This is a genomic window from Kaistella chaponensis (assembly GCF_900156725.1).
Lineage (GTDB): Bacteria > Bacteroidota > Bacteroidia > Flavobacteriales > Weeksellaceae > Kaistella > Kaistella chaponensis.
Genome location: NZ_FTOI01000001.1, coordinates 340615 through 359302, shown reverse-complemented (window position 1 = coordinate 359302; position 18688 = coordinate 340615). Strand labels below are relative to the sequence as shown.

The following is an 18688-nucleotide window of genomic DNA, read 5'->3' as shown; positions in this document are numbered from 1 at the left end:
TTTTGGTTAAAATTAAAAATATGAAAAATCTCTTCTTAATCTTGGTATTTATTGTACCACTTACAGCAACTGCACAACAGCACAAAAATTCGGAAATAAATTACTATCTGCAAAAGTCCGTTTCAAAAAAGAAGACAGGAAATGCTTTATTATTATCGGGAACTGGTTTGATTTTGACTGGAATTGTGGTAGGAACAACTGCAGGAAAGCAAAATAATGCTTTGTTCTTTTCACAAAATCAAATAGCCGGAGCTGGTATTTTTTCTTTAGGCGTTTTTTCCGCACTCACATCCATTCCATTTTATATTTCGGCAAATCACAACAAAAAAAAGTCTTTAAAAATTTCCCCTACAACCGAAATTATTCAAACAAATTCAATCTCGGAACCGAAAAATTATGCTTTAGCGGGGCTGAAGATTACTTTTTGAAAATTTAATTATTGCTCAAATTTTCGTAAATTGGCTCAACTAAAAAACAATAAAAATGTCAACACTTACATTTGCCGAAAAAATCGCACAGGCAGAGAATTTTTTACCAATTAATGGGACAGATTATATAGAATTTTATGTTGGAAATGCGAAACAAGCTGCGCATTTTTACAAAACCGCATTTGGTTTTCAGTCTTTGGCGTATGCAGGACCTGAAACTGGAGTTCGCGACCGATCTTCTTATGTTCTGCAACAAGGAAAAATCCGTTTGGTATTAACCTCTGGTTTAAATTCTGATTCGCCAATTTGCGAACATCAGAAAAAACATGGTGATGGGGTGAAAGTTTTAGCACTCTGGGTTGATGACGCCTATTCGGCTTTCGAAGAAACGACAAAAAGAGGGGCAAAACCCTACATGGAACCAACAACTTTAACCGATGAAAAGGGAGAAGTTCGCATGTCGGGAATTTATACCTACGGCGAAACAGTTCACATGTTTATCGAAAGAAAAAACTACAAAGGAGATTTCATGCCGGGTTTCCAAAAATGGGAAAGTGTTTACAATCCTGAAGAAGTTGGTTTGCTTTACGTAGATCATTGTGTGGGAAATGTTGATTGGGACCGAATGATTCCTGTGGTAAAATGGTATGAAGATGTGATGGGATTCGTCAATATTTTAAGTTTTGACGACAAACAAATCAATACCGAATATTCTGCATTAATGTCTAAAGTAATGAGCAATGGAAATGGTTTTGCCAAATTTCCGATCAATGAACCTGCGGAAGGAAAGAAAAAATCTCAGGTAGAAGAATATTTAGATTATTATGAAGGAGAAGGTGTTCAACACATTGCAGTTGCAACAAAAGACATCATCAAAACCGTTACAGAATTGAAAGCGAGAGGAATTGAATTTTTGCCCGCTCCACCAAATGCCTATTACGAAATGGTTCCAGAAAGAGTGGGAACCATTGATGAAGACCTCAAAAAACTTTCCGATTTGGGAATTTTAATTGACTGTGATGAAGAAGGTTACCTTTTACAAATTTTCACCAAACCAGTAGAAGATCGCCCTACTCTTTTCTTTGAAATCATCGAAAGACACGGTGCTCAGAGTTTTGGTGCAGGAAATTTCAAAGCTTTATTTGAAGCCTTAGAAAAAGAACAGGAAAAAAGAGGAAATCTTTAAAAATAAACACCATCAGAAATTGAGCATTTAAGTACATGAAAATCAATTATTTAACTAAAAGCATCATTACAAAATGATAAAAATATTTTCTTGTGTCTTACTAATAATTAGTTCACTGGTAGTGAAGGCTCAATACGGCTCTATCAATGCAATCCTGGATCGCCTAGAAGCAAAGAAAGGCATCAATAAAAACCTAAAAGACGTAAATATTGATAATACCAAATTTGTTTTGATCAAAGAATTCAGTGATCATACCGAAAGAAGTTTTATTATCATCAAAGGTAAACTGGCGACATACGTAGAAATTTTTGATGATAAAAAAAGCGGTGAAACTTCTTCGAATGTATTTTCGGGAGATGTAGTGAGGACCAATCACAACATCGTATCGGTAAGAGCTGATAAACTGGAAGGAGCAAAAATTGCAATACCGGTTTCTAAAACCTTTCTCATGACCAAACAAAAAGAGGTTCTTTATCTCATCGATATTAATTCTAAAGACCGCTGGATTGAAGAAAGCGCAATCAATAAAAAATAAAAAATAGTCCATAATAGAAAAGGTTCAAAGTTTAAATCGCATTTACACTTTGAACCTTTATTTTAAATCTAAAAAACGATGAAATCATTTGTAAACTACGATCAAAATTCAGATTTTTCAATTTATAATATTCCTTTTGGTGTGGCAGTTTTTGCCAATGAATATATTGCGTGTTGCACCAGAATCGGTGATATGGTTATCGATTTAGCAACGCTTTACGATTACGGATTTTTCGATAATATCGAAGGTCTCAACGAAAATATTTTCGAAGCGTATACTTTGAATGAATTCATCGAGTTGGGAAAACCGGTGACCAAAGCGGTACGGTTAAAAATTCAGGAACTTTTAGCCGAAAATTCTAAATTGGCTCTTGATGAAAAAACGATCGAAGAATGTTTCTTCAATATCGATCAGATCCGCATGATGATGCCGGTTCACATTCCCAATTACACCGATTTTTACAGCAGTATCGAACATGCCACGAATGTAGGAAAAATGTTCCGTGATCCTGCAAACGCCTTGCTTCCAAACTGGAAACACCTTCCTGTTGGTTATCATGGCCGTGCTTCTTCGATTGTAGTTTCGGGAACCGATATTATTCGTCCTAAAGGTCAAACCAAACCTGCAGATGTTGATTCCCCGATTTTCGGACCCAGCAAACAACTCGATTTTGAATTAGAAATGGCTTTTATTGTGAATAAAAACACGGAAATGGGCGACAGTATTTCTACCGCAGAAGCAGAAGATGCCATTTTTGGAATGGTCATTTTTAATGATTGGTCCGCAAGAGATATTCAGAGCTGGGAATACGTTCCACTCGGACCATTTTTAGGGAAAAATTTCGGAAGTTCTGTTTCTCCTTGGGTGGTAACATTGGAAGCTTTAGAACCCTTCAGAACAGCTTCACCAAAACAAGAACCGGAAGTTTTAGATTATTTAAAATTTGAAGGAAACCAAAATTACGACATCAATCTTACTGTTTTTTTGAAACCAGAAAATGGGGACGAAAATCTTATTTCAGAAAGCAATTATAAATTCATGTACTGGAATATGACGCAGCAATTGGCGCATCATACGATCAATGGTTGCAATGTAGAAGTGGGAGATTTGTATGCATCCGGAACAATTTCGGGAGAACATCCAAATTCTTTTGGATCGATGCTTGAACTCACTTGGAGAGGCACGAATCCTTTGCAACTAAAAGATGGGCAAGAACGAAAATTCATCAATGACAATGACACGGTGATTATGAGAGGTCACGCAGAAAAAGACGGAATTCGCGTTGGATTTGGCGAAGTTTCTGGGAAAATATTGCCTGCAAATTGATTGCTTTTAACCACAAAGTCACAAAGAATGATCTGTAATTAATATTTTTAAAAAGATCATCATGTTTTATAAAATAATTAATTTCTTTAGTAGTGAAAAATTATGATAACACAATCTTACATCGACGAACTAACTTATAAAATCAATGGCGCTTGTATTGAAGTTCATAAAATAATTGGACCGGGACTACTCGAAAGTGTATATTATAAATGCTTAGAAGAGGAATTGAAATTAAGAAATATTAATTTCAAATCTCAACTTAAGATTCCACTTATTTATAAAGGAAAAGAACTTTTTTGTGATTTTTTTTGCGATTTTTTAATTGAAGATTGTATCGTACTGGAATTAAAGTCGGTCTCAGATTTAAATGATATTCACCGCGCGCAAATTCTTAATTACATCAATTTGATGAAAAAACCAAAAGGGATTTTAGTAAATTTTAATGTTAAAAATATTATGAATCAAGGTCAAGAAACCTTTGTTAATGACTACTATAGAATGTTGTTATAGCGATGTATCTTGATGATCTTAAGTAATATTCTCAAGAGTAAATAATTAAAAACTTTGTGACTTTGTGGTTAAAATAATATAAGTAAAAAATGAAAACAATTTCCCCTCAAGATTTAAATAATCTCCAGCTTCAAACCCTTTTGCAAACAGCGATTGCACCGCGACCGATTGCTTTGGCTTCAACAATTGACAAAGAAGGAAACATTAATTTAAGTCCATTCAGTTTTTTTAATCTGTTCAGTTCCAATCCTCCTGTTGTGATTTTTTCGCCTGCAAGAAGAGTTCGCGATAATACCACGAAACATACGTTGGAAAATGTTTTGGAAATTCCCGAAGTAGTCATCGGAATTGTGAATTATAAAATTGTGCAGCAAATTTCTTTGGCTTCGACAGAGTATTCGAAAGCAGAAAATGAGTTCATCAAATCAGGTTTAACGATGAAAGATGCGGATTTAGTTCAGCCAAAACTCATTGATGAATGTCCCGTAAATCTGGAATGTAAAGTTCTCGAAGTGAAACCTTTAGGAACAGAAGGTGGCGCTGGAAATTTGGTGATTTGCGAAATTATTAAAATTCATGTTCAGGAAGAATATCTGAATGAAGAAGGAAATCTCGATCAAATAAAATTAGATTTAGTCGCGAGATTGGGCGGAAACTGGTACTCCAGAAATAATGCAGAAAACCTATTCGAAGTTCCGAAACCATTGGTAACAAAAGGAATTGGCTTCGATTTGTTGCCCGATGAAATTAAATTAAGCACCATTTTCACCGGAAATGATTTGGGAATGTTGGCAAATACTGAAGAATTACCAACCGGTCAATTCTCTTCCGGAGAAGCTCAACATTTGGAGGCTCAAAAACTGCTTCACCAAAATCAAATCACAGAAGCCTGGAAAATTTTGTTAAAATAAAAGAGTGAAAACATTCACTCTTTTTTATTATTCGTTATCTTCTTTGATGCTTAAATCTTCATTCAGATCCGGGTTTATTTTCAGCTGCTTTTTCTGCTGATTATTTCTGAATTTAATGTTCAAAACCTCCACCAACAAACTGAAAGCAAGACAGGAGTAAATAATATTTTTGCTTACATGCTGGTGAATTCCTTCAGCAACCAACATTACGCCAATCACGACCAAGAAGGACAATGCAAGCATTTGCAAGCTCGGATATTTATTGATAATATTAGAAATTGGTCCCGCAAAAGCCATCATCATTCCGATAGAAATTACGACTGCAATAATCATTAAAACTACATTATCCACCAATCCGATTGCAGTAAGAATAGAATCCAGGGAAAATACCATATCGATCAAAATAATCTGAACAATAACCATGGTCATCAAACTGGAAGCTGCAGATTTTGGTTGATGATTTTCCTCGTGTCCTTGCATTTTTCCATGGATTTCGAAAGTACTTTTCAAAATTAGAAACAAACCACCGACGAAAAGAATGAGATCTTTCCAGCTCAAAGCTAAAGGCAAATTACTTCCCGGTTCATCGATAAAAGGAAGGGTGAGAACGGGTTCTTTCAATCCGATAATCCAGTTGATCATTAACAAAAGCGCGACACGGAAAACCATGGCAAAAGTCAATCCTAAATTTCGAGCGAATTTTTGCTTTTCTTTCGGTAATTTGTCGGAAATAATGGAGATGAAAATAATATTGTCAACACCCAGAATAATTTCCAGAAATGTAAGTGTCAATAAACTGATCCAAATTTGCGGCTGTGCAAAATCTGGAAATTCGAGGACCGATAAAAGCATCATTGATTAAATTTTGGCCGATAAAAATACAATAATTCGTGAGAAATAAATATTAAATTTTATTCATATTAAACTTAGAGGTGCGCTTTCAGAAAATCAGTCGCAAGAGAAGTTGCTTTATTTAATTGATCAGGAAGTCCATTTTCTGTCCACGGTTCTTTCGCACCAAAAGTATGATTTGCATTTTCCATTATAACCAATTCCGACGTTTTGCACCATTCATTCAGCAAAAAAGCTTCCTTATCTTTCACCGCATCATCGTTCGTCCCCTGAATAATCAAAAAAGGTTTTGCTAAGTGTTGCGCTGCATACTGAATCGTAAAACGCTCTTCATTCTCTTCAAAATCTTCAAAAAACTGAAAATAATGCGGCATGTGTTGGTGTGTTCTTTTGTTTTCCGAATACATCACACCAGAATTTTTCCATTCTTCGAAACGATCTTTAGTAGGGAAACGGTACTTGAAATTGCTGACTCCCGCTAAAGAAATGAGCAGTTTCACCCGATCATCTTCAAAAGCTTTGATGGCGGAAATTCCACCACCACGACTGTGACCGATAACGGCGATTTTTTCTGAATCAACTTTGTCATGATTACAAAAATAATTTAAAACCTCATCATAATCAGACATTTCCTTGGAAAAATTATTCTGTCCGAAAGCTTCTAAATCTGCAAAATCGGTCGGTTTTTTGATGGTCGTTCCGTTATGTGAAAAATTAAATTTCACAAAGAAAAAACCGGCTTCTGCAAATTTTTGTGCCATCAAATTCCATGCGCCCCAATCTTTGTACCCTTTGTAACCATGCGCAAAAATAACCAACGGCAATTGATTTTCACTTTCTGGATAAAAAGCATCTGCTAAAAAATCTCTTGTTTTTGGATTTTTAATGATGGTATTTCTTTCGATATTTAGTTTCATAGGTAGATTTTATTATTTTAATGGTCATATGTTATCGCTTTCTCCATTGGTGTTTGTTTGCAAGAAAATCTGCTAAAGGCGATTTCATATTTTTAAGGTTGGGTTCATTCAAAATTAAGAATTTCAAAGTTCTAATTGTATTTTATTTCAACAAAAAACCCTTTCAGCCTTTAAAAGGCTGAAAGGGTTATCAACTAATTTGGTTTTTAATTTACCAAATTTTAATTCTCGCTTCCGGTGCTTTATACAGTTGATCACCAGGTTTGATATCGAATGCTTTATAGAATGAATCCTGATTCACCAAAGGCGCAAACGCTCGGAAATATCCTGGAGAATGCGGATCGGTTTTCACCTGATTGACCATATATTTCTCTGTAGATTTGGTACGCCAAACGGTTGCCCAACTCATGAAAAATCTTTGATCCTGCGTCATTCCGCTGATTTTGCCGGGATTTCCTTTATCCTTCAAATACATTTGCAATGCGGTATACGCAACTGCAACTCCGCCTAAATCTCCGATATTTTCTCCACTCGTAAATTTACCGTTGATGAAACTTCCTTTTACCGGTTCGTATTTATCATATTGAGCCGCAAGTTGTCCTACTTTTGCGTCGAAATTTTTTCGGTCTGCATCACTCCACCAATTATTCAAATTTCCATCGCCATCGAATCTTGAACCAGAATCATCGAAACCGTGCCCAATTTCATGACCGATTACGGCACCAATTCCACCAAAATTTACTGCGGGATCAGCTTTGAAGTTAAAAAACGGCGGCTGTAAAATTGCAGCTGGAAAAACGATTTCATTGTTAGAACCGCTGTAATAAGCATTTACAGTTTGCGGAGCCATTCCCCACTCGGTTTTATCCACGGGTTTTCCAACCTTTGCCAAATTTTTCGCATATTGCCAAGCTGAAATATTCTGCAGATTTTTGTAATAAGACCCACCTTCTCTTGCACTTTCCAATTGTAATCTCGAATAATCCTTCCAAGTATCTGGATAAGCGATTTTTACAGAAAATTTCGCTAATTTTTCCTGAGCTTTTACTTTGGTTTCTGGCGACATCCAATCGTTATCTGCGATATGTTCTTTGAATGATTTTTTGAGGTAACCAATGTACGTTTCCATTTGCTTTTTGGCTCCTGCCGGAAAATATTTCTCTACGTACAGTTTCCCGAATGCTTCTCCCAAAGCACCATTAATAACACTTAAACCTCTTTTGTTCATTGGTCGCTGCTCTTTTTGACCTTGCAAATATTTAGAATAAAAATCAAAATTAATATCGTCTAATTTTTGATTTAAATTTCCGGCGTTCGATGAAACCATTCTCGCTTTCATATATTCTTTGATAAGCGGAAGCGTTCTTTCGTTAATCCACGAATCCATATTTTGGTAATATTTCAGTTCGCTTACGATTACTTTATCGGTTTTCACACCTGCATCGTTCAAATAATTGGGCAAGTTAATGTGAGTTACCAACTTCGAAAGTTCCGCTACCGTTTTCGGGTTGTATCGAAGATTGGCGTCGCGATTTTGTTCATTGGTCAAGAAATCCTGCGCCAATTGTTTTTCAAAAGCCACGACACGCTGTGCTGTTTGATCTGCATTGTTGTATCCGAGAATTGTGAAAAGCTGAGCCAAATAATTTTTATATTCTGCTAAAGTTTTAGTGTTTGCATCGTTTTCTTTTTGATAATAATCACGACCTAAACCCAAGGAAGCACCACCTAAATAAACCGCATTCATGACAGAGTTTTTCATGTCTGCACCCACTCTCCATGCGTAGAAAGGATTGTCGCCAGTTTTGGTCGCTTCGGTTAAATATTTTTGTAGATCTGCAACAGATTTAAGCGCATCGATTTTATTTAAATCATTCATGATGGGATTGATTCCATCTGCATTTCTTTTATTCCAATCCATATAAGTACCGTACAGATTTTGAATTTTCTCGCCTTCGGAATTGGCAGAGAATTTATCGGTAAGGATTTTATTAAGGATTTCTAAAGAAGAATTATCAACATCTTCTCTTAAAGCATTGAAACTTCCCCAACTTGTTTTATCGGCAGGAATTTCAACCGTTTTCATCCAGTTTCCATTCACATAATTAAAGAAGTCATCTTGTGGCCGAACCGAAGTATCCATATAAGAAAGATTGAGACCTTCTTCGGAAATTACTTTTGTCTCTCCTGGAACTTGTAGAGGTTCAGCTGTGGTGGTTTTGGTAGTTGAACACGAATTCAGAGCTATCATCCCTGAAAAAGCAAGTATAGTAATGGTGATTTTTTTCATATGATCGTAAATGATTTTTTGATATATTTCAAAGATAGTAAATATTTTAACTTTTGAAATTCCTTTTGTTAAAGGATTCTTTCTTGCTTATATAGTTGCAACGGCGTTCATTTTTGTATCGGTTGGAAAAGCGGCACAAAAATGAAATAGCGAAAAACTACCCGAGATTGAGAATTGCATTTCCAAGGATTACACCCAAAAAAATCACCCCAAATTAATGGAGTGATCTTATTATTTACTATTTCAAAAAATTTTACCAGATCTTAATTCTTGCTTCTGGTTTTTTATAAAGTTTGTCACCTTCTTTTACATCGAAAGATTTGTAGAAAGAATCCGTATTTACCAGTGGACCAAAAGCACGGTATAATCCTGGAGAATGCTCATTGGTTTTGATTTGATTCAATAGTGAAGCTTCACTTTGAAGGGTTCTCCACACGGTTGCCCAACTCATAAAAAATCGCTGATCTTGGGAATATCCGCTGATCATTCCTGGATTTCCATGGTCTTTAATATACATTTGAAGCGCATCATAAGAAATATTTACACCACCCAAATCTGCGATATTTTCACCATTCGTAAATTCACCATTCACAAAAGTTCCTTTCACTGGTTCGTAAGTACTGTACTGCGCTGCGAGAGCTTTTGTAGCTTTTTCGAAGTTGGCTTTATCCTCTGCAGTCCACCAATCTACCAAATTTCCGTCGGCATCAAACTGTGCTCCTGAATCGTCGAAACCGTGCGTGATTTCGTGACCGATTACTGCTCCAATTCCACCAAAATTAATGGCGGCATCAGCATTTGGATTAAAGAATGGCGGCTGTAAAATTGCAGCTGGAAACACGATTTCGTTGTTCAAAGGATTGTAATACGCATTTACAGTTTGTGGCGACATTCCCCATTCTGTGCGGTCAACTGGTTTACCAATTTTTTCTAAATCTTTTTGGTATTGCCACTCGGAAACATTTTGTAAATTATTATATAATGTTCCCCCATTTTTTTCAGCATTAATGGTCAATTTAGAATAATCTTTCCATTGATCCGGGTACGCAACTTTTACCGCAAATTTGTTGAGTTTGGTTAAGGCTTTTTCCTTTGTAACAGGAGACATCCAAGCTAAATTATTGATGTGGGAAGCGAAACTTTTTTTCAAATAACCAATCAATTCAACCATTTGAGTTTTCGCTGCAGCCGGGAAATATTTCTCTACATACAATTTACCGAAAGCTTCACCCAAAACACCATTGATTACTTCGAATCCTCTTTTGTTTTGCGCTCTTTGCTCTTGTTGTCCTCTCAAATATTTACCATAAAAACCAAATCTCTTCTGATCCAGATCTGCAGAAAGATAACTTGCATTGCCAGAAATCAAATGAAACTTCATGTAATCTTTAATCAAAGGAATATTTTTAGCATTGATGAACTGGTCTAAATTTTTGTAATATTTCAGTTCACCCACAATTACTTTATCGGTACTCACTCCCACAGAAGTTAAATATTTCGGCAGATTTACATTTTTTACCAGCGCCGAAAGTTGAGCCATCGTTTCTGGATTGTACTGCAAAGTTGCATCGCGAATCTGCTCATTGGTCAGATAAGTTTGCGCAATGCTTTTCTCGAAATTCACAATGTTTTTTGCAGTTACCGAAGAATTTTTATATTCTAAAACATCAAGCATTGAAGCGATATATTTGGAATATTCAGCTAAAGCTTCTGTATTTTTCGGATTTACTTTTTGGTAATAATCGCGTCCCATTCCAAGAGCAGCATTCCCTAAATAAACCGCATTCATTTTAGAATCTTTCAGGTCTGCATCAATTCCCCAGGAATAAAAAGGGTTTTCACCGTTTTTGGTCGCTTCAATTAAATATTTTTGAAGATCAGAAAGATTGTTGATGGCGTCAATTTTTGCTAAATCTGATTTGATCGGCGCAATTCCGTCGGCGTTGCGTTTCTCCATATTCATGTAGGTTGCGTACAAATCTTGTATTTTTTTGCCTTCGCTTCCTTCTGCAAATTGATCTTTCAAGAGGGAATTCAGAATCGTCATGGAATTGTTATCCGTATCTTCAGCAAGTTTGTTGAAGCTTCCCCAAGTTGACTTATCAGCAGGAATTTTAGCCGTTTTCATCCAAGTTCCATTTACAAAATTGTAAAAATCATCTTGTGGACGAACTGTTTTGTCAAACGTGGTGAAATCTAATCCTTTTTCAGAAATTTCTGTAACCGATTCTTTGGGTGTTTCCAGTGGTTTAGAAGGAGTTTCTGGTGGATTGGGTGTGGTGATTTTTGTTGCACATGAATTAAGCGCGATCATTCCAACGAATGCCAAAACACTTATGTTTACATTTTTCATTAAAAAGCTATTTATTGCTTAGTCTAAGCATTTTTTTATTTGTTACAGCCTGCCAAATAAAAAAGCCATTCTTTTGAAATGACTTTTAAAAATTTATTTAAAATTAATTTTTCCACCGATTACATTTTTTACTTTCCGATCGTTGGGATCACCGTAAATATCGATAACTCCACCTGCTCTGGTTGTTGCATTTACCGAATCTGTTACATTAACCTCGGCAAATCCACCTGCGTTTGTAGTTACAGATGCACTTTCAGATTCAATATTTTTTCCTAAGAATTTCGCACCCGAATTCACCAAGATTTCCTGATGTCCTGCATTTCCGGTAACGGTAATTTCACCACCAGAATTCAATTTTGTACTGAGTGTTTTTGAATTGACTGCTATATTTATTGATGAACCTTCATTGGAAGTAAGTGAAAGCATTTTACTTTCAACTTCGCCTTCCGCAGAAATTACAGATCCTTGACTTGCTTGAATGTCATTTAAATTTTTGTAGAAAACTTTCACAGAAACCTGATTTCCTTGCAAAATTTTCGCGGGTGCCATTCGAATTTTCAGCTCCCCATTTTTATTCACGGTTTCCAAATCTGCATTTTCGCGGTCTGTTTCTACTTTGTTTTCGGTAGAATGAATGAGAACAACCGAGATTTTATCATATACCTTCAACGAAGAAAAATCACCTACATTTCGAGTAGATTGCGCAAAGAAAAATTGAGAAAAGATGAAGAGAAAACCTCCGAATAATTTGTTCATAATTAAATTGATTTATGGTTAGAAACGTTTTGTACGCGCAATTATTTTACATTTTGTCAAAAATTAGTGTTCCTCCTGAATGATCATTTCGATCAGATCCTGCAAAACCCTTTGAGACACAAAATTAGCAAAATCATTTCTTTCTAAATGTGGAAGAAAAAGACGGTTTGTCTTTTCGAAATTTTTCACCCGAATGGAATAGAAAACCGTTCCGATTTCATTATTAAACTCATCCGAATTTGGTCCAGAAACACCAGTTGTAGCAATTGAAATATCTGTTTTGAATAATTTTTGACCACCCAAACTCATTTCCTGCGCGACTTCCGCGGAAACGACCGTTTTTTCTGAAATTGTTTTTTCCGAAACTCCTAAAATTGAAATCTTTTGATGATAATCATACGGAATAATTCCACCCAAAAAATATTTTGAACTTCCGGAAACAGAGGTAATTAATCTCGCTAATTCACCACCAGTACAACTTTCTGCCGATGAAAGCGTGAGTTTTTTTTGAATTAAAATTTCTTTTAAAATTTCCTGAATTTCGTTGCCATTCCAAGAAATTACTTTTTCTCCTATTAATGGTTTCAGTTTTTCTGCCTCGATTTTCAGTTGACTTTTTAACTCGTCTAAATGATTTCCGGTTGCGGTTAAGCGCAATTTCACACGATTTCCGATGGGTAAATAAGACAGTGAAATATTTTTTGGTAAAGCCAATTCCCAATCTTCAATCTTTAACGCCAATAAACTTTCAGGGAAATTTACGACAGAAATAATCTGAGATTCTATATAATGCAAAGAAAGTTGATGCTTTAAAAAGGGAATTATTTTATCTTTTATCAAAGGTTTTACTTCATACGGAACTCCGGGAAGACAAATCGTGATTTTGCCGTTTTCTTGGATCATTTGACATGGTGCAGAACCATTTTCGTTCTGAAAAATGGTGGCTTTGGATAAAACGACGGCTTGATTTCTATTGATTTCTAATAAATGTTCCCGATTTCGTTTGATGAAAATTTTTCTTAAATGTTCGAAAGTGGGATCATCCAAAACAAGTTTATCGTTAAAAAATTCGGCAAAAGCGGTTTTGGTTTTATCATCTTTCGTCGGTCCCAATCCACCCGTTGTAATGATGATATCGCCCAATTGATGCGCAGTTTCTAAAGTTTTTCTAATGGAATCGAGTGTATCGGCGACGGTAAAAATTTGTACGACAGGAATGCCGATTTCTTTGAGCTGACTGGCAATAAAATTCGAGTTGGTATCGATGGTATTTCCTGATAAGATTTCGTCGCCAATGGTGATAAGAACTGCTTTCATAAAAATTTTTGAGAGTATAAAATTACAAAATTTCGGCTCGGAAATTTCTTGATTTCACGTTTATTTTAAATTGTTGATGATAGATTTTATAAATCTGAGTTTTATTAGGCTGCCTGATTTGAAGATGGTTCAATTCTTGTTTAGAACTGATAGAAAATCTCTCGGAAAAAGAAACGCAAGTTGTTTTAGCCCCGATTGCAACGGCATCCTTTTTCTTTTTTTCAAGAAAAAGAAAAAGATAGAGTGGAAAGCGGGTCTTCCCGTCGGAAAAAAAACCACTCTTAATGCTCCAAAAACATTAAAAACCACTGTTATGATTACAATTATTCCTGATGTACCCGAAAATGTTGCTGCTTTTAAAGCAACCGGACAAGTGTCGGCTGAAGATTTTGAAAATTGGGTTTTCCCGCACGTAGAAGCGAAAGTAAGTGTTTTTGAGGAGCTTAATTATCTGTTTTATTTGGATACCGATTTGGATCAGTTTACAGCTGGAGCGTGGTTTCAAGATTTTCTTTTGGGACTGCAAAATATTACAAAGTGGAATCGTGCCGCCATTCTAACTGATGAAGAATCTGTGCAAAATTTCACGGCAATTTTCAGTGTGATTATGCCGGGAGAATTTAGGTTTTTTCCGACCGAAGATTTAGAAAATGCTCTATTTTGGTGCGCAAATGGTGATGAAGTTAATGATTAAAAAATAAATACAAAACCTATAAATACTAACATTAAATAATAAATAATATGAAACCAAACTTAGGAATTACCGCAAAAAATTTAAATTCGGTCAACGATGTTTTGAACAATGTTTTAGCAGATGGAAATATCTTATATATTAAATTGAGAAAATTTCATTGGAACCTTTCTGGAGATAATTTCATGGAACTTCACTTGCTCTTTGAAGATCAATATACCGCAGTTGCTGAAGCAATAGACGAAGTTGCGGAAAGAATCAGCACATTGGGCGGCGTTGCAGTTGGAACAACCGCAGAATTCTCCAAATTGTCTCAATTGAAAGAAACTCCAGGGAAAATCCCAACCGTTCAGGAAATGTTGCGCGAATTGGTGGGAGATCACGAAACGATTGTAAAATCGCTGCGTAAAAACCTGGATGTGGTGGAAGAAAAGTACGGCGACGCTGGAACCTCTGACTTTTTAAACGGTTTGATGCAGGAACACGAAAAAATGGCGTGGAAACTGAGAAAATATTTCAAGGAAGCCTAGTTTTCTAAAAATAAAAATCCCTTTTGATAAGGGATTTTTTTATGAGTTTTGGTGAAATTTTAGTGAATATGTTTTTCGGCGTGATAAGAACTTCTTACCAGAGGCGAACTTTCAACATGTCGGAAACCTAATTCTTTTGCGAATAAGCGGTATTCCTCAAATTCTTCTAAGTCAACGAAACGTTTTACTGGCAAATGTTTTTTGGTCGGCTGTAAATATTGTCCGATTGTAATCACATCGACATTTGCATTTCGAATATCTTCAATCGTTTGCATCACTTCTGATTTTTCTTCGCCCAAACCGAGCATTAATCCGGTTTTTGTGCGATTTTGTCCGGCTTCTTTCATGTAGCGCAAAACTTCAAGACTTCTTTCGTATTTCGCCTGAATACGAACTTCTCTGGTTAAACGTTTTACGGTTTCCATGTTGTGAGAAATAACTTCGGGCGCAACTGAAATAATTCGATCGATATGTTTTGTAATTCCCTGAAAATCTGGAATCAGAGTTTCCATGGTTGTTCCGGGAGAAATTCTGCGAACTGCGTTTACGGTTTCGGTCCATAAAATAGAACCCATATCTTTCAAATCATCGCGATCAACAGAAGTGAGAACCGCGTGTTTGATTTTCATTAATTTGATAGAACGCGCCACCTTTTCTGGTTCATCCCAATTTACATCTAAAGGTTTACCGGTTTTTACCCCACAAAAGCCGCAACTTCTGGTGCAGATATTTCCGAGGATCATAAAAGTTGCTGTTCCTTCACCCCAACATTCGCCCATATTCGGACAACTTCCGCTTTGGCAAATGGTGTTGAGTTTATATTTATCCACCAAGTTTCGAAGTTCGCGATAGTTTTTTCCTGTTGGAAGTTTTACACGAATCCATTTTGGTTTTTGAAGAGGAGTTTCGAGAAGCGTTTCGTTCATCTTTAATAATAAGCTACAAATTTAGGGAATTTGGAATTGGTTTCATCAATCATCAAACTCATTTGTTTTCAATAATTCCGAAAGTACTTTTTTCGCACGCATGATTCTCACTTTGGTATTGGCGACGGTAATATTCAATTCTTCGGCAATTTCTTTGATGCTTTTTTCCTCAAAAAACCGCAGTCGAATGATATCTTGGTATTTGGAATCTAAACTTTCGATGATTGTTACAATTTTCTTTTGATCTTCAGCGGAAATTAAAAGTTCTTCTGGTGATAAAGCGAAATGGTTTTTGAAATCATCAAAATTGTCGGTGGAATCTTCGTTTTCACGAGATTTTTTTCGCCAATAATCGATGACAGAATTTTGCGCAATGGTGAGAATCCAGGTTTTAAATTGAAAATTAGGATCGTACAGATCGAGTTTTGCCAAAACTTTCGAAAATACAGAAACCGTAATTTCATCTGCAACATTCTCATTCTGCACTTTTTTCATCACAAAACTGAAAACATCTACCCAAAAAAGATTGATGAGTTGCGTTTGCGCTTTTTGATTCTTATTTTTAGCGAGAGAAATAAGCGTGATGAGATCTGTATTTTTCATTGTGAAAACAAAGATAATCAAATTTAAAAATGAACATTAAAAAGAGCACAGTATGATAAAATGGCGCTGTTATTTTTTTTAAAACCAATTAAAATTCCTTACTATTGCATAGTATTAAAAATTTATAAAATGAATCCAAAGAAAAAATATAAAAAGCAGATCCTGAAATCGTTGAAAGAGCTTGCTATTGCTGAAAATACGTTGTTGGAAACGATGACGAATTTAATGTTATTAAAGGAGTTGAAGGAAAACAATATTACTTTTAAAAAAGGCGACACGTTCTCTTTTGAAGATAACATTTTCGATTACAGTGAAGATAAAAATATCCGAAGAATTTCGAAATTTCGCAAGAAAATGTTGAAAACCATGCTGAAACTGGTTGATAACAACAAGTTGAAAGATAAAGAGATTGAATTTTTAGCGTAAAATTCGTGCCACAAATTCACGAACTTTTCTTCTTAAAAAAAAACCGCAGAAAATTTTTCTGCGGTTTCTTTATTAATTGGATTATTCTTTGTTTTTAAGCTTCACAACTCGAACAACTCACAAAATTCACCATCATTTCTTTAGAAACCGACGAACTTCTTTGATAATACAAAGTTTTCACGCCTTTTTTCCATGCTTCGATGTAAAGATAATTCACGTCTTTCACCGGCATCGTCGATGGAATTTGTAAATTCAAACTTTGCGCCTGATCGATATATTGTTGTCTTTGTGCAGCCTGAGAAATAATTTCCATCGGAGAAATCTCCCGGAAGGTTTTGAAAACTGCTTTTTCCTCATCACTCAGTTCTTTAATATTTTGAACAGAACCGTGGTTCAACATAATTGTTCTCCAAGTATCTTCGTTATCCAACCCTTTTTCCTGAAGCAATGTTGCGAGGTATTTATTTTTGCGCATAAAGTTTCCTTTCGCCAAACCTGCTTTGTAATAATTCGACGCAAAAGGTTCAATTCCTGGAGAAGTTTGCCCCAAAATCGCAGAACTAGATGTAGTTGGAGCAATCGCCATTGTAGTCGTGTTGCGCATTCCATATCCTTTCAAAATTTCTGGTTCACCGTAAATATTCGCCAATTCTTGAGAAGCAACAATGGATTGTTCCTTAATCTGTCGGAAAGCTCTTGCATTGAATTGCGTTGCTTCAAAACTTTCAAACGGAATCATATTTTTCTGCAAATAAGAATGATAACCCAAAACGCCCAAACCTAAAGCTCTGTGACGCATTGCAAAAGTTCTAGCGCCGGTCAAATAATAATTTCCTTCAGTTTTTTCGATAAATTCAGATAAAACTGCATCTAAGAAATAGATGGCTAATTTCACGGCATCGGTATCTTTCCACTCATCATAAAGTTCTAAATTCATAGAAGACAAACAGCAAATGAAAGATTCATCTGCACTCGATGGCAACATAATTTCTGAACACAAATTACTTGCATTAATCGGCATTCCAAGATCTTTGTAAACTTGTGGCTTATTTCTGTTCACATTATCGGTGAATAAAATATACGGCAAACCTTTCTGTTGACGACTTTCTAAAACTCTCGCCCAAATTTTCCGCTTGTCCATATCACCATCAATCATATCCTGCATCCAGTAATCTGGAACGCAAATTCCGGTAAACAAGTTCTGGATCGGACTTCCAATATCTTTAATCGATAAAAATTCTTCAATATCACCGTGATCCACATCCAGATACGCCGCAAAAGCTCCACGACGAACGCCGCCTTGCGAAACCACATCCATCGCAGTATCATAGAGTTTCATAAAAGAAACCGCACCCGACGATTTTCCGTTGTCGGTTACAGCAGTTCCGCGATTTCTGAGTTCACCAAAATACCCTGAAGTTCCGCCACCAATTTTCGTTTGCATGATCACTTCACCCAATTTGTGGGTAATTCCTTCGATGTTATCTGGAACATGAACATTGAAACAAGAAATCGGCAAACCTCTTTCCGTTCCCATATTTGCCCAAACTGGAGAAGAAAAACTGATCCAACCTTTGCGAATCATCTCTTCAAAAGCCGGTTGCAATTCAGGTTTATATAATCTTTTCGCCGCAGCCGAGGTAATTCTCAGGATTGCGCCATCTACGGTTTCTCCTTTCAACAAATATCCGCGGTTGAGCATTTGCTCCGATTCTTCGTTCAGCCACCAGATTTTCGATTGTTCTTCCATAATTTGTCAGTGCGAGATTTGCGAAGCAATCCCGTCTTATTATTTTTATATTTTTTTTCGTAGGGACAAATCGCAATTTGCCCACTTTCATCACGATTCTTACTTTTTTTTAGGAGCATAAAGATTTTCGCTTCTTAGAAAATCCCGTCCCGCTTTCCATTACAATTCCTCGCTCCTCCTTTCGTCGTCACTGCGGGATTTCCATTGCAATCGGGGCTAAAAGTTCTTTCCGTTTGTCTTTCGAAGGTTCGTCATTGCGAGGAACGAAACAATCCGTCTAAAATGATTTCGCACCTTCGGCGCTTCTTTCGATCGCATTTTCATAATTGTCATCGGGCTTTACCCGATGCTATTGATTTCGCCACTTCGTGGCTTCGCCGA

Annotated in this window: 18 protein-coding genes; 9 read left to right on the top strand and 9 right to left on the bottom strand. The window is 36.1% G+C overall.

Going from position 1 to position 18688, the window contains the following annotated elements; genetic code table 11:
* Positions 1 to 20: 20 nt before the first annotated feature.
* The 6 genes from BW932_RS01650 to BW932_RS01625 all read left to right on the top strand — a co-directional run bounded on the left by BW932_RS01650 (position 21) and on the right by BW932_RS01625 (position 4896).
* Positions 21 to 428, top strand: a complete 408-nt coding sequence (locus BW932_RS01650; RefSeq protein ID WP_076384710.1) for a hypothetical protein — start codon at positions 21 to 23, stop codon at positions 426 to 428.
* Between the two features lie 55 nt (positions 429 to 483).
* Complete coding sequence (hppD, locus tag BW932_RS01645) at positions 484 to 1614, top strand: 4-hydroxyphenylpyruvate dioxygenase (protein ID WP_076384708.1); 1131 nt, start codon at positions 484 to 486, stop codon at positions 1612 to 1614.
* Positions 1615 to 1687: 73 nt separating this feature from the next.
* Positions 1688 to 2149: a hypothetical protein gene (locus tag BW932_RS01640; RefSeq protein WP_076384706.1), complete on the top strand. Its 462-nt coding sequence runs from the start codon at positions 1688 to 1690 to the stop codon at positions 2147 to 2149.
* Positions 2150 to 2227: 78 nt separating this feature from the next.
* Positions 2228 to 3475, top strand: a complete 1248-nt coding sequence (gene fahA / locus BW932_RS01635) for a fumarylacetoacetase (RefSeq protein WP_076384704.1) — start codon at positions 2228 to 2230, stop codon at positions 3473 to 3475.
* Positions 3476 to 3577: 102 nt separating this feature from the next.
* Positions 3578 to 3985, top strand: coding sequence for a GxxExxY protein (locus BW932_RS01630; protein ID WP_084566411.1), 408 nt, complete (start codon positions 3578 to 3580; stop codon positions 3983 to 3985).
* An 89-nt stretch (positions 3986 to 4074) separates the two neighbouring features.
* Entirely contained in the window at positions 4075 to 4896 is an 822-nt protein-coding gene (locus tag BW932_RS01625) for a flavin reductase family protein (protein WP_076384700.1), read from the top strand.
* A gap of 27 nt (positions 4897 to 4923) precedes the next feature.
* Here BW932_RS01625 and BW932_RS01620 read toward each other — a convergent pair whose 3' ends face one another.
* From BW932_RS01620 to BW932_RS01595, 6 genes are all read right to left on the bottom strand, one after another.
* Complete coding sequence (locus tag BW932_RS01620) at positions 4924 to 5751, bottom strand: TerC family protein (RefSeq protein ID WP_076384698.1); 828 nt, start codon at positions 5749 to 5751, stop codon at positions 4924 to 4926.
* Positions 5752 to 5822: 71 nt separating this feature from the next.
* The gene (locus BW932_RS01615) at positions 5823 to 6665 is read right to left on the bottom strand and encodes an alpha/beta hydrolase family protein (protein WP_076384696.1); all 843 of its coding nucleotides are present in this window, start codon (positions 6663 to 6665) and stop codon (positions 5823 to 5825) included.
* A gap of 211 nt (positions 6666 to 6876) precedes the next feature.
* Entirely contained in the window at positions 6877 to 8955 is a 2079-nt protein-coding gene (locus tag BW932_RS01610; protein ID WP_076384694.1) for a M13 family metallopeptidase, read from the bottom strand.
* A gap of 253 nt (positions 8956 to 9208) precedes the next feature.
* Complete coding sequence (locus tag BW932_RS01605) at positions 9209 to 11308, bottom strand: M13 family metallopeptidase (RefSeq protein WP_076384692.1); 2100 nt, start codon at positions 11306 to 11308, stop codon at positions 9209 to 9211.
* 93 nt (positions 11309 to 11401) lie between these two features.
* On the bottom strand, positions 11402 to 12064 hold the full coding sequence (locus BW932_RS01600; RefSeq protein WP_076384690.1) for a head GIN domain-containing protein: 663 nt from the start codon (positions 12062 to 12064) through the stop codon (positions 11402 to 11404).
* A 63-nt stretch (positions 12065 to 12127) separates the two neighbouring features.
* Positions 12128 to 13381 (bottom strand): CinA family nicotinamide mononucleotide deamidase-related protein, encoded by a 1254-nt coding sequence (locus tag BW932_RS01595; protein ID WP_076384688.1) that lies wholly within the window; start codon positions 13379 to 13381, stop codon positions 12128 to 12130.
* A gap of 313 nt (positions 13382 to 13694) precedes the next feature.
* On the opposite strand from BW932_RS01595, the gene BW932_RS01590 reads away from it, so the two are divergent.
* Positions 13695 to 14075: a SpoIIAA family protein gene (locus BW932_RS01590; RefSeq protein WP_076384862.1), complete on the top strand. Its 381-nt coding sequence runs from the start codon at positions 13695 to 13697 to the stop codon at positions 14073 to 14075.
* Between the two features lie 47 nt (positions 14076 to 14122).
* Entirely contained in the window at positions 14123 to 14602 is a 480-nt protein-coding gene (locus BW932_RS01585; protein ID WP_076384686.1) for a Dps family protein, read from the top strand.
* A 59-nt stretch (positions 14603 to 14661) separates the two neighbouring features.
* Here BW932_RS01585 and lipA read toward each other — a convergent pair whose 3' ends face one another.
* On the bottom strand, positions 14662 to 15528 hold the full coding sequence (gene lipA, locus BW932_RS01580) for a lipoyl synthase (RefSeq protein ID WP_076384684.1): 867 nt from the start codon (positions 15526 to 15528) through the stop codon (positions 14662 to 14664).
* 45 nt (positions 15529 to 15573) lie between these two features.
* Complete coding sequence (locus BW932_RS01575) at positions 15574 to 16131, bottom strand: RNA polymerase sigma factor (protein ID WP_076384682.1); 558 nt, start codon at positions 16129 to 16131, stop codon at positions 15574 to 15576.
* Between the two features lie 129 nt (positions 16132 to 16260).
* Between BW932_RS01575 and BW932_RS01570 the strand changes: the two genes are divergently transcribed.
* Positions 16261 to 16557, top strand: a complete 297-nt coding sequence (locus BW932_RS01570; protein ID WP_143745481.1) for a hypothetical protein — start codon at positions 16261 to 16263, stop codon at positions 16555 to 16557.
* Between the two features lie 94 nt (positions 16558 to 16651).
* Here BW932_RS01570 and BW932_RS01565 read toward each other — a convergent pair whose 3' ends face one another.
* Entirely contained in the window at positions 16652 to 18307 is a 1656-nt protein-coding gene (locus BW932_RS01565; RefSeq protein WP_076384678.1) for a ribonucleoside-diphosphate reductase subunit alpha, read from the bottom strand.
* Positions 18308 to 18688: the final 381 nt, after the last annotated feature.